Raw genomic sequence first — 11,976 nt, forward strand, 5'->3', positions numbered from 1 at the left:
GGACTACTTCGAGGACGCCTACGAGATCGGCTACGAGAAGATCATCGACACCTACGCGGTGGCCACGCGTTACGTGGACCAGGGGCTGTCGTTGACGCTGTTCTTCAAGGACTCGGTCACCACCCGCGACATCAACAAGGCGCAGATCTACGCGTGGCGCAAGGGGATCAAGACCCTGTACTACATCCGCCTGCGTCAGACGGCCATGGCCGGCACCGAGGTCGAGGGCTGCGTGAGCTGCATGCTCTGAGGCTGCCTGGTTCGGCGCTCGGAGCGCCGGGTCGGCACCCGCACCCGGCAGGGGTGTCAGTCGCGCAACCGGGTGCGGGTGGCGGGTGTAGCGGTAGACGGTGTCGTGTCCGAGGTAGTGGTCGATGACCACAGCGTCGGAATAGTCGTCGCAGGGGGCCTGGTCGACGAGGGTTTAGGCGGAGATCTCGTGTTCATTGCCGAAGTTGGCGTTGATCGCGGTTTCAATGGCCGGGTCGACTTGGGGGACGGCCGTGGCGGTGGTGGCGGTTCTCATGGTGGGGAGTTCCTTTCATGAAAGTGGCCTTCAGGGGACCCAGTAGCCCTGCGGCGAACGGCCGGGCGGGAACCGAGGTTGTTCAGGGGGCTGGTGTGCTCGTCGAGGGAGTTTCGGTGGCCACCGGTCTGGGCCCTTTCTGTGGGCGGAACCCGCCTCGGCTAGTTGAACGCGCCGGTGGTGTAGTCGATGGTGTGGCCGGCGGCGGTGTTGTCGACCGTGACGCGCTGGTCGATGGACTGGTCACAGGACTGAATGTCCACGGTGACGGTGCGCGGCAGCAGTTCGGAGCCCGTGTAGTTGGGGCTGGCTGCGTAGTAGAGCGGGCAGGCGTTGGCGTCCGCGCCAGTGTTGCCGTCGAGGTAGTCGCGGGCGATGGTCTCGGTGTACGCCATGCCGCCGGAGTTGCCGACGGAACCGACGTTCTGGCCGCGGGTGCCGGTGACCAGGTTCACCTGCTCCGGGCTGCCGCCGAGAGAGTCGGCGAGCAGGTGGCTGCGGTTGTACATCCAGCCGTGGTAGTGCTGGGATCCCGTCACGCCGTCGAGGGCTGGGATGTCCACCTCGTCGTTGTGGCCCCAGCCTACCGGGTCCACGTTGATCGACTGGCGACCGCGCTCCTTGGCCGCCGCGCGGGTGTCGCTGGTCAGTTCACCGTAGGCGCACATCGCACGGCTCAACGCGTCCGGCTCGCAGTACTCCACGGAGCCGGGGATGGTGGAGAAGTCGCGCTGAGCGGTGCCGGTGACGGTGTAGTAGTCGTTGCCCTGGTCCACGGTGGCAGCGACGGAGTCCCCACCTCCCAGCCACTCGTCCACGGTGCCTTGCACGGCGTCGGTGTTGTAGCCGATCGCGATGCCGGCCGCGGCGATGATGGCGGCGGTAATGCTGGCGAGGGTCTTCTTCGAGGACTTGGACATCGGGGTTCCTTGCTGTGTGTCGGGGGGTGTACCGGGCGTCTCCCGGATTTACTGACACAATCATTGCATCTAGCACCCGATCTGGCGATTAGTGCAAGCGTCCCTCTTCTACGTGTCTCCCAAGAACCCGCGCCGTGGCTAACATCTTTGCGGACCGTGCAGGTGTCACGCCCCCTACCGCCGCTATTCGAGGTCCGGTGGTAAGCCCTGCTGCGAGCGCGGATCTTCCGGTGGTGCCGCCCGTGCTCGACATGGAGAAGCCCCGGCCGGGGCCGGGGCCGCGGCCGCGCACACGCGGGCCTGCCCCTCGAATCCAGTTCGGCCATCAAACCGCAAAATACCGACCCGGTCAGTAGCGCTACTGTCCCTGGTAGACGGGGAGGGCCACGACGGTCGCCCACGGGCAAGCTGCGGCAGCCGCACGCACCCGGTGGCGCAGGCCCGCCTCGCTGGTGACCGACGGGCCGGGGACGATGGCGATCATCAGGTGCCGGGTTCGCGGTGCCGCTTCAGGCCACGCGGTCTCGCCGTCGGTGAGCATCACCGCCGCGTCGGGTCGGTGCTCGTCGAAGGCGGCGAACCCGGCCCGCATGTCGGTGGTCTCCCCGCGAACCAGGGCGGGGGACTGGCCGCGCTCCAGGCGCTGCACCGGCGAGACGGACCCGGCGACGGACACGTAGTCGACCTGGAAACCCCGCGACAGGGCCACCGCCGCGCACTCGCCGGCGGAGCGCGCCAGTTGCTCATCCGACATGGACGGGGAGGTGTCGAGCGCGACCATCAGCCGCCGAACGCTGTGGGAGCGCCCCGGAAAGATCAGCGCGGGGTCGTCGACTCGCGGCACGCGGCGGTAGGTCACCTGTGGGCCGGGGTCGGCCGCCGCGACCTTCGCCCCGAGCACCGTGCGGAAGTGGGACATCAGGTCGAGTTCACCGTGCCCACGTGCAGCGGCCAGATCCGCGGCCGCCTGCGGCACCGACTCACCGTCACCGGCGCGTGCCGCACCCGCAGCCGCGCCGGTGACCTGGTCGCGCAGATGCTCCAGCGCAGCGTCGTCCATGCCTGGACCCGACTGCGGGTCAGCCGTGGTGGTGAACGGCGGAGGTGGGGTTTTCGTGTCCCCGCCGCCGTTCTGCCCCTCTGCGGCGTCGCCGTCGCCGTCGCTGGGGCTCTCGTCGCTGTCCTGGCGCTGCTGCTTAATCCGCTGGTAGAGCTCCTCGATGCCGATGTGGTCCGGGTCGTCGATCCCCACGGCCTCGGCCAGCGTGTGCGGGGTCACCATCGCCGCAGCGCGGGGCAGGTAGCGCACCCCGGCGTCGGTGTGCAGCGCCGTGGACACCGCAGTGCGGCAGCACACGGCGTCGGCGGCGGTCGTCCACGCCACTGCGTCGGTGCCCTGGATGCCGGATTCCTTGGTGAGCAGGTCGTGGCGCTCGTCGGCGCCGAGCAGCACCCGCCACAGGCAGGTCATCAGGTGCACGGCACCGACATGCACCGCGGCGGTGCCGGTGGAGCGCGCCTCGGCGGCGACAGCATCGACAGCCAGGTGGATCGCCCCGTTGCGGCTGGTGCTGCTGGTGGCGTCCTCGCCGGTGACCGGGTGCACCGGCAGGCTCAGCGCCGCCGGGGCCAGCCAGGGCGAGCCCGCAGCGATGAGCAGGCGAGCGTCGGTGATCAGGGAGTTCGGGTCGGTCAGCGTGGTGGTGTCGGGCATGGGGCCAGCGTATCCGGGCGGCCGCGACAGGCCGGCCAGTCCCAGTAACTGGGGTTTCTTCGACCCACAGCCCCCGCAGGCCTGCCTTTACACCTCCAAGGTGATCTAGCATCAGTAACCATGAGCCCCGACAGTTTTCTCGTCGTCGTACTGACACGTCCCTGGATTTGGATTCTCCTGGTAAGCGTGCGGCTGTGGGCGTACAACCGCCCTGGCCTGACGCCACCGATCGCCAGTTCCTACCAGAAAGGCGTGCACGGACCAGGCGCCCTGTGTCACGGCGGATCCCCCAAGACCTCGAATCTGGAGACCCGCGTTCGGGCCAGTCTGTCGTCCGCAGGGTTCACCGTGCTCCCGCCCTCGGTCCACCTGATCGCCCCGCTGCGTGACGCGCACGGAAACTGGCGCAAGTTCACCCCCGACATCCTGATCGTCTACCGGGGCCGGCGCATCGTCGTCGAGGTCGACCCCCACCACTTCCACGGCGAGGGCAAGCCCGACCGGATCTACCACGACGTCGAGCGCAACTACGCCTACTCGGCGACGGGGTGGGCGGTGGTTCGCGTGCGCATCGGATGGCCCCCGGGCAACCAGTGGCGACAGATCGGCAAGCACGACGTGATCATCGACGACAACGATTTCTTCCCCGCCGAGCACGCCGACCGGGTGCGCGCCGCGGTCACCCACGTGCGGCGAGTGCCGGCCAGCGCCTGGAACAGGCAGCTCGCCGCGCTGGCGCCATTCGCGCCCCAGTAGTTCGACCGCCGCACCGCACACCATCGCCCGAGGAGCCCGACGACATGCCTGCACTTCGCACCGTCCTGCACAGCGCCGACAACTTTCGCAACCGCCGCCAGCGCAAGCGCAACCCGCTCTCGCGCGCAGCGAGAGGCTGGATCATCGGCGGGCTGGTCTCCCTGACGGTAACCGTCATCGGCTGGCTTATGGCCATCGTGGTCCTCGCCGCCGTGGTGATGTTCACCCTGAACCTGCTGGTCACCCCGCTGGACTGGCTCTCTGCACCGTTCCGAGCCATCGGCATCGGTGCCTCCGACGATGACGACCGCGACGAGTCGGAGTTGCAGGCTCTCGACGAGGCCCGTGCCGACTTCCAGGACGGGGCCGCCGACGGTGACCCCGTCCTGCAGTGCCTGCTGCACGTCCCGGAGGTCATCGCCGTCAACCAGGCGCTCTACGTCGGCGAGGTCCCCGCGGAGGTCACCACCACAGTCGCCGGCCCGGACGGACGGGCACGCGAGACCACGGTGCCGGTGCCCAACTCCGAACTGATCAGCGACGACGATCCGGTGGTCGCCCCCGGCTCGCAGGTCATCGACGCCGAGGGCCGGCCCTCGCAGGCGGTGGAGGGAATCGTTGAGACCATCCCGCAGGACACCCCGGCGGTGATCGCGAGGGCGTACCTAGTCACCGCGCTGGCCGGGGGAACCACCGGGTTCAAGCACTTCGAGGACGTTGCCTCCCGTGCCCTGGACGGGCGCAAAGTCAACGCCGACAACGCCGCAGCGGTGGCCCAGGCGTTCTTCCCCACGGGAACGGACCTTCGCCCGTACTACCGGGTGGCCGACGCCTACGTCTACCGCGGCGTGGAGGACGGGGTGGTACGCAACGAGGATGGCGAGGGCGACTTCATCTACGACCGCCTGTCCGACTGCGACGACGCGGTACAGGGCACCACCGACACCACCGCTAGGTAGGCAGCCGCCGGGGCATGGGGTCTGGTCTACGCTTGGAGCCCGCCGAGCAGCGCCGACACCTTCACAGACGACGCTGCGAAGCCGGAGTCCACGTGGCTGCTCGGTGCGACGAATCCGTCGGCAACCCGAGACGGGTCCAGCAACGCCACGCCGTGAGCAGCCTGGCCGGCCTCGCGGATCAGCCGCAGCAGGGCGATCGCCGCGATGTCCGGGTGCACGCTGCGCAGGTGATTGAGCACACCCACCGCCAGCGACACCGGTGAATCGGGGACCGTAGCGGGAGTGACCGCCCCGGAGGCGTCCCGGCTCGCCGCGACCGCCTGGGACACCAGGGAGCCCACCGCGGCGTTCGCCGCAGCGGTGTCGAGTCCGTCCAGACAGGTTGGATCGGTCACCATCTGCCCGATCGACGGCACGGTGAACCCGGCCAGCCAGGAACGAAACTGCCCACCGGCGCGGGGGCCGACCTTCGCGTCGACCACCGCCTGGACCACGGCGTCCTCCGGTTGCTCGCCGGACGCCTCGCCGGCAGCGGCCAGCACATCGCACAGCCGCGTCCAGCTGCGCTTCGACGCCCAGGGGCACTCGGCCCGATCGACGAGCTCGCGGGACTCGTAGACGTACTCCGGGAACGCGGTGAGGAACGCGGCGACCGCGCTGCGGTAGTGCAGCAGCCACCGATCTGGTGCGTCCTCGCCCGGGAAACCCCACACCAGGGCAGAAGTCCAGTCGTACAGGGGCACCTCGAAGTCGTAGATGGCCACGCGGTTGGGCACCGCGTCCGACAGGTCGAACGTCCCGTTGACCTCAGCGCGTGGGTTCATGTCACCGATCAGGCGGCAGCCAGAGGGTAGCTGGTAGCCGTTGGGCAGGCGCCGCTCCAGCAGCAGGTCCTGCATCGCCGCGATCGCATCGGGGTAGCCCAGGTTGATCTCTTGGATGTAGCCGTAGACGATCTTTCCGCCGGCAGCCAGGCGCTCCATCTCCAGGGCCCACTTGGGGATGGTCTCCCGGCTGGTGTCGTAGTGCGCGCCCGCGACCTCAGTGGTTCCGCGCACCGGGATCCCGTTGACCGCGTCGGCGGACTTGCCCGCCAGGCGCAGGGTCACCACTCCGCCTACCGGCACGCCGGCCACCGTGTCGCGTTCGGCGAGGTGGTCGATCAGCGACGTCTTGCCCTCGCCGATGCGTCCCTTCAGGATCACCGCATCGCCGACGCTGTGGTGCAGGTCGCACAGCTGGAGCATGCGGGCGTAGAAGCTCCCCGCTGCGGGGTCGGTCGTGGGCGTGGTCGGCATGGCGGGTGTCGGGCCTTTCGGTGTGGTTGAGGTGAAGCTCGGTGGGTACCTGGAAAACGCTATCAGCGAAAGCCGCGGGGCCGGCTCCAGCCCGGGAAACGCCGGTGCCACCTCGCGTGGCGTCCTGGGTGGCACCGGCGAAGGAGCAAAGTGTCTTCCAGGGTTCCAAGGGACATGACGCTGTGACGCTGTCGCTGTAACGTCATGGTCATGCCCAGAAACAAGGCCGCCACAGCCCAGTCCGACAACCCTGACCCCACCGACACCGCCACTGACGCCGACGTGGCGGGAACGGTAGACGCGGAGGTGCGGCGCTACGGCACCGCTGCCACCGGGACCGTCTTCGACCACCTGCCGGATGATCTCCAGATCGCTCCGCCGGCACCGGTGACCCGGTTCTCCATCGAGCACTGGCTGCACCTGGCCCGCGTGCACGACACGAAGATCCCGCCGGCGCCGGTGCAGCTCGCCCCGTTCCCGGCGGCACTGCACAGTGACACCGAGCTGCATGAGCAACTGGTGGACTGGGGATACGTCGAGCAGGGCGAGCCTACCGCCGCACTGATCGAGATGCTGTCGGCGATCGCCAACCCAGAGGTGATGTTCTGGGGCCAGGTGCGCTTCCCCGGCCAGGCGTTCACCACCCGACTCGACCTACCTCCCGAGGCGATCGGCTGGGGAATCGACGCCGAGCAGGAAGTCGTGCCACGCACCCCGTTCCTCATCGCCTGGAACACCGATGTCGTCTACCTGGTGACCAGTCATGAGGAGGGACTGGTGGTCGCCGCTGCACAACCCAGCACCGATGATCCGACCAACCGGGCGGCGATCGGCAGGGATCTGGCCATCGCCTGGGGGGCGATCCTGGATCCGGCCGGGCAGTGGCCGTCAGCGCCGATCGGGTGCACGCGCCTTCCGCGGGGTCTGCTCGACGAGCTGGCCGGCAGCCCGTTGCTGGGCTACAGGCCCGACGTCGTCGGCCCCGAGGCTGCCCGCAACGTGGTCGACCACCTCATCGCCTCCGACCCCGGCCAGCGTTTCGCTGCGCACAAGGACCACGCCCGCCGCGTCGTCGAGCTGATCGTCTGCGACGAGGTCGCCGCAGCACAGGGACTCGTTTCCGCCAGATCGGCACGTAAAGGCGAGACAGTGACGAGTGGCAACGCAGTTTCGCTTCGGCTGATAAATACGTCCGAAAATGAATCGCAGTCGTATCTGGTTTCACCTGAAAAGTGGGGACGTGACGACATTGTGGTGTTCGACCGAAGCGACGCTGAAACAGTCGCAAAGTCGATCGCAGGACTCATTGAGGTCACTTCGCGCTGACACCGCCAGTGACCTGCGCTGACGCGTCGATAAAAACTTTGCCGGAAACGGGTGATCTGCCTTGCAGGCCGCTGAATGACTCGTGCAAGATGGTCCACGTACAAGAAAACGAACACGTTTTCACCCGACAGCGCCACCACGGCGGCGCAACCCCATGGAGGTACCTCTAATGTCCAACCTGATGCAGGTCGATCCGGCCGCCGTTATCGGAACGGCCGACGGCCAGAACGCCGAGATCGACAACTTCAACAAGGCCGCCCGAACGTTCGCCGACACCGCCACGAACTCCGGGTTCAAGGGCGCGACGGCCAACGCCACCGTGCAGCTCGGTGAGCGCGTCAACAGCTCGGTCAACAGCTTCAACAACCACACCAGCGAGCGGGTCCAGGCGATGCGTCAGCTGACCAACGACACCCTGGCCTCGGCCGACGAGTCCTCCGGCCAGCTCAATGGCGTGGAACTCGCGCTCTAACCCCCACCCACTTCGTCACTCCGGGAAACCCCCTGGCGTGATCCACCTCCCCCAGCATAGGAGATCAACACCATGTCCGATGTTACCGCCGTCAGCGCCGCAGGAGTCTCCGACTTCATGGGCCGGATGAACCAGCAGGGCCAGGCCGTCATCGCCGCAGGCGAGCAGTTCAAGACCAACGTCACCCGCCTGGGCGGCGAGGGCCTGGTCGGCGACGCCGACAACGCCAACCAGAAGATGGCCCTCGACGTCGACAACGCCACCGCGGCTGTCCGCGAGGCCCTCCAGCAGACCGAGGGCAAGCTGAACTCCGCGCAGAGCGATCTGTTCGGCGTCTCCGCTCGCGGTGCCAGCGCCATGGGCGGCTTCTAAGCCCCCAGTCAGCGAGAACCCCCACCAGCAACATCGCTGGTGGGGGTTCTCGTGTGCGAGGACGACTAGTCCAGAACGACGTCGCCGTCATGGATCGAGTAGCCGTCGAACGAGCCGTTGCCGTCCTCATCGACCGGCGAGGTGGCGACGATCAGGGTGCGGTAGCTCTCCATGTGCCTGGTGGCCTGGGCGACCATCTCGCCGAGCTTGTCGAGGGTGTCGGCGCCGAGCACGGAGACCAGGTGGTCGAGACCGCGGTATACCTCCAGGGGCGCGGCACTGGGGGAGACCTTCGACAGGGTGTCCTCGCCAGCCTCGATCAGCGAGCTCACCGCAGCGTCGAGGTCCGTGCCGGAAGCCTTGGCAGTCTTCTTGGCCGGATCCTTCTTCGCAGTGGTCTTCTTGGCCGGAGCCTTCTTGGATGCCGGATTCTTCTCCTCCGCCTTGTCCTCGGCGGGAGCCGGGGCGTCCGCATCGAGACTCGGCGACTGGGCGTCGGATTCCTGCGGGGAGGGAGCAGTCGCGGTGGCCGCAGGGGAAGAAGCCTGCGGGGTTTGCGTGGACTGGGCGGTCGGGGCGCCACCAGGGAAACCGTTGAAGTTGAAGTCCAGTTCGGGCATGACGTTGTTCCTTTCAGGGACGGCTAGTTACCACTGTGGTTACTATAACATGGTTCCCTTGTTTACGACGCGAGACGCAGCGCCGCCTGATACGCCTGTAGGCACCAGGTGATGTGCGGTCGGGCCAGGCCGGCCGCGACGGCGGCGGCCGCCGGTGTCTGCTCAACCAGCAGCATTCGCAGAGCGCGCAGCAGGGTGTAGGGCTGCGGAAGCGACGCCAGGTTCTCCAAGTGCAGCCCCAGTGTGCGCTGGGTGTCCCACGCCTGCGTCAGTCGCTCGGACAGGTCAGCAACGTTGACCCCGGAGAAGCCGGGTACCGGCGCCGTCAGGCCGTGGGTTAGTAGCGCCCCCAGCCGCAGGGACGGACTCACCCCAGCGAACGACCGGGTGAAAGACACCAGGTCACGGGAAGTGGGGGTTTCGGCATCCTCGTCGAGGATGCCCGCAGTGAACAGAAGGACATCGACCGGGTGGCACTCCAGACCCGCGGCGTGGACGGCCTGGACTCCGGCGGCGATCTGCGGCGTTCCGGTGATCGCCGCCGCCATCTGCGTCCCCAGCGTGTCCAGGACGACGGTGCGTGCGCAGAACGCCGCGATGGTCTCCTCGTAGTTGGTCGGGTCGAAGTCAGAGGACGAGGAAACCAGGTCGCGGTAGTCGGTCTCGGAAGTGGTAACCGGGGACATGATGGGCGGGCCTTTCGGGTGGCGGGGCAGTGTGGGGCGGCGGTCTGCGCCGACCTTCACCGTCTATAGTGGCACATAGATACCCTGAACGTGTCTCCCAGCGGTCAGGACGCCACCGAGTATTCCCCTGAGGTACCACCCACATGACCAGCACCAAGATCGACATCAACCCAGTCGTCTCGCCGGAGCGAGCGCCACTGCCGTTCGGCGAGGTCATCACCTATGACCTCCCCGCAATCACCGTGCCCGACAGCAGTCTGTGGTGGCATGCATTGGGGTGCTACCTGCACACCGGATCCGACAACGTGCGTACCGTGATCGAGGAGCACTACCTGTCGCGGCCGCCGCAGCGCACCGCCATGGACATCGAGACCCACGGCGTCGAGGAGGGAAAGTTTTCCGTCACCTGCATCACCGTGGCCTTCCGCGACAACGCCGGCGCGGTGCACTCGGTGATGCTCGACCCGCTGCGCGTGCCCCAGGACATGTCCACCGTGCGCCGGATCGTCAACCACGCCTCCAGCCTCGTCTTCCACAACGCGACCTTCGATGTGCCCCCGCTCTACGCCCACGGAATCTTCGCCTACCTGGACATCAACAAAGTCGAGGACACCATCTTGCTGTCGCGCCTGGTGCACACCAACCGCCAGGGCGGGCGCACGCTGGAGGCCCTGGCCGCCGAGTACGGCGTCGGAAACGACACTCACGTGAAGATCGAGACGGCCATGAGGGCGGCCGGCTTTTCGACGAAGACCGAAGGATTTACCCACTGCGACATCGACAAGCCGTTCTACCGGCTGGGTGCGATGTCGGATACCGCAGTGACCCTGCGGCTGTGGGGCCCGCTGCACGACCATGTCATGGACACGATCTGCGGCGACCGTCTCACCACAAACAACCCAAGGGCATTCCTGAGCACCAGTGGGGCACACGCCCTGATCCAGCGCATGATCACCTGCCTGCGGGTGACGCTACGTGCCGCAGGCCGCGGACTGAAGCTGGACCGCGACTACATGAACGAGTGGCTCTCCCAGTCTGAGCAGAGTATCGAGAAGGACGCGGACACCATCGCCAAGGCGGGGCTTCGCTACAACGTCGGCGCCGACGTTGTGCAGTACCTGGACGCCCGAAATGAGCTTCTCGGCGACTGGCCGCGCACCGAGAAGGGTGCGCTGAAGTCCGACAAGGCGGCGATGAAGCAGCTCGACAAGCTTGGACACCAGGTTGCGCGGGCACACTCCCGCATCGCCGAACGCGAGAAGAACCATAACTACTTCAAGGCGATGGCTGCGGCGTCCCACTCCACCGGACGGGTCCACACCTCCCTGAGCGTTCTGGGCGCGTCGGCCTCCGGCCGTATGAGCGCCAACTCCCCGGCCATCCAGCAGTTTTCCGATGAGGCGCGCAAGGCGATCATCAGCGACACCGGCCGGTTCTGGTCGGTGGACTGGTCTTCCATCGAACCGGTGGTGTTGGCCAATGCCGCTGGGGACATCAACTTCATCGAACCGTTCAATCGTGGGCATGACCTCTACGTCCCGACCGCCCAGAAAGCGGGCCTGATCCCGGCGGAGCTTTCCGAGGCAGAGGCGATGGAGCACCCGGGCCGTAAGAAGTCCAAGACGATGCTGTTGGCGCAAATGTATGGGCAGGGGCTGGGGTCGTTGGCCGCAGCCCATGGCTGGGAGGAGGTCGAGGCCGAGCGGATCGCCGACGGTATGCGCGCGGCGATGGGGCCGACGTTCCAATTTATGGAGCGGGTGCGATCGAGCTGTGCGGCAAACGGTGGATTTCACAACACCCTCTCCGGCCGTGTGCTGGAGGACACCATCCAGGTCAACAAGCCGGCATGGGGAGCAGAGCCGCAGGCCGCGGAGAAGACCACCAAGATCGTTGATCGGGTTGCCGTTAATCACTTTTGTCAGGGAACCGCGGCTGACGTGCTGTACGACACCACCGCTCGGTTGGAGGAAATGGGCGCCGGCGACCATATTCACCTGTGGCTGCACGACGAGCTGGTCACCGACGACGAGGGCCTGGAGGCGGTTAAGGAGGCGATGGCCACCCCACCGGACTGGCTGGTGGAGGAGGCATTAACCGAGAAGGTCGTACTGCGCATCGACGCCCAGGACATGGGCCTTCGGTGGCAGAAGGTCTAGGCCGCCACGGCGAGGAGCCAAACAAAGACGCAGGTCAGGACATTCTGTCGAGATCTACCTGCGGCTTTGCTGTGTAGTCAAGCCCTAACCCTTGCACAAATGACATTTGTCCGGAATACTTGACGTAAACTCGCAGGTAAACCTGCTTTTCATTCTCAAGTCCCCGCT

11 protein-coding genes and 1 pseudogene are annotated in these 11,976 nt (G+C 66.9%); 7 read left to right on the forward strand and 5 right to left on the reverse strand.

Going from position 1 to position 11,976, the window contains the following annotated elements; genetic code table 11:
- Positions 1–250: pseudogene (locus ACT3UN_RS14325) on the forward strand (class 1b ribonucleoside-diphosphate reductase subunit alpha); the annotation flags it as partial.
- A gap of 437 nt (positions 251–687) precedes the next feature.
- Here the strand turns inward: ACT3UN_RS14325 and ACT3UN_RS14330 are convergent.
- Both ACT3UN_RS14330 and ACT3UN_RS14335 read right to left on the reverse strand, forming a co-directional pair.
- Entirely contained in the window at positions 688–1,446 is a 759-nt protein-coding gene (locus tag ACT3UN_RS14330; protein ID WP_444657367.1) for a DNA/RNA non-specific endonuclease, read from the reverse strand.
- Between the two features lie 358 nt (positions 1,447–1,804).
- Positions 1,805–3,160, reverse strand: coding sequence for a VWA-like domain-containing protein (locus ACT3UN_RS14335; protein ID WP_444657368.1), 1,356 nt, complete (start codon positions 3,158–3,160; stop codon positions 1,805–1,807).
- Positions 3,161–3,508: 348 nt separating this feature from the next.
- On the opposite strand from ACT3UN_RS14335, the gene ACT3UN_RS14340 reads away from it, so the two are divergent.
- Positions 3,509–3,916 (forward strand): hypothetical protein, encoded by a 408-nt coding sequence (locus tag ACT3UN_RS14340; protein ID WP_444657369.1) that lies wholly within the window; start codon positions 3,509–3,511, stop codon positions 3,914–3,916.
- A gap of 44 nt (positions 3,917–3,960) precedes the next feature.
- On the forward strand, positions 3,961–4,875 hold the full coding sequence (locus tag ACT3UN_RS14345; RefSeq protein WP_444657370.1) for a hypothetical protein: 915 nt from the start codon (positions 3,961–3,963) through the stop codon (positions 4,873–4,875).
- Between the two features lie 26 nt (positions 4,876–4,901).
- Here ACT3UN_RS14345 and ACT3UN_RS14350 read toward each other — a convergent pair whose 3' ends face one another.
- Entirely contained in the window at positions 4,902–6,173 is a 1,272-nt protein-coding gene (locus tag ACT3UN_RS14350; protein WP_444657371.1) for a hypothetical protein, read from the reverse strand.
- Positions 6,174–6,383: 210 nt separating this feature from the next.
- Here ACT3UN_RS14350 and ACT3UN_RS14355 point away from each other — a divergent pair, with 210 nt between their 5' ends.
- The 3 genes from ACT3UN_RS14355 (at position 6,384) to ACT3UN_RS14365 (ending at position 8,343) form a co-directional block, all read left to right on the forward strand.
- The gene (locus ACT3UN_RS14355; RefSeq protein ID WP_444657372.1) at positions 6,384–7,499 is read left to right on the forward strand and encodes a hypothetical protein; all 1,116 of its coding nucleotides are present in this window, start codon (positions 6,384–6,386) and stop codon (positions 7,497–7,499) included.
- 169 nt (positions 7,500–7,668) lie between these two features.
- Positions 7,669–7,971 (forward strand): hypothetical protein, encoded by a 303-nt coding sequence (locus ACT3UN_RS14360; protein ID WP_444657373.1) that lies wholly within the window; start codon positions 7,669–7,671, stop codon positions 7,969–7,971.
- Between the two features lie 72 nt (positions 7,972–8,043).
- Complete coding sequence (locus ACT3UN_RS14365; RefSeq protein ID WP_444657374.1) at positions 8,044–8,343, forward strand: hypothetical protein; 300 nt, start codon at positions 8,044–8,046, stop codon at positions 8,341–8,343.
- A gap of 65 nt (positions 8,344–8,408) precedes the next feature.
- Here the strand turns inward: ACT3UN_RS14365 and ACT3UN_RS14370 are convergent, their stop codons facing one another.
- Together ACT3UN_RS14370 and ACT3UN_RS14375 are read right to left on the reverse strand one after the other, a co-directional pair.
- Positions 8,409–8,963, reverse strand: a complete 555-nt coding sequence (locus ACT3UN_RS14370) for a hypothetical protein (protein WP_444657375.1) — start codon at positions 8,961–8,963, stop codon at positions 8,409–8,411.
- A 62-nt stretch (positions 8,964–9,025) separates the two neighbouring features.
- Entirely contained in the window at positions 9,026–9,649 is a 624-nt protein-coding gene (locus tag ACT3UN_RS14375; RefSeq protein WP_444657376.1) for a hypothetical protein, read from the reverse strand.
- Between the two features lie 143 nt (positions 9,650–9,792).
- Here ACT3UN_RS14375 and ACT3UN_RS14380 point away from each other — a divergent pair, with 143 nt between their 5' ends.
- On the forward strand, positions 9,793–11,808 hold the full coding sequence (locus ACT3UN_RS14380) for a DNA polymerase (RefSeq protein ID WP_444657377.1): 2,016 nt from the start codon (positions 9,793–9,795) through the stop codon (positions 11,806–11,808).
- The last annotated feature ends 168 nt before the right edge of the window (positions 11,809–11,976 follow it).

This window comes from Corynebacterium sp. AOP12-C2-36 (genome assembly GCF_052379185.1).
Lineage (GTDB): Bacteria > Actinomycetota > Actinomycetes > Mycobacteriales > Mycobacteriaceae > Corynebacterium.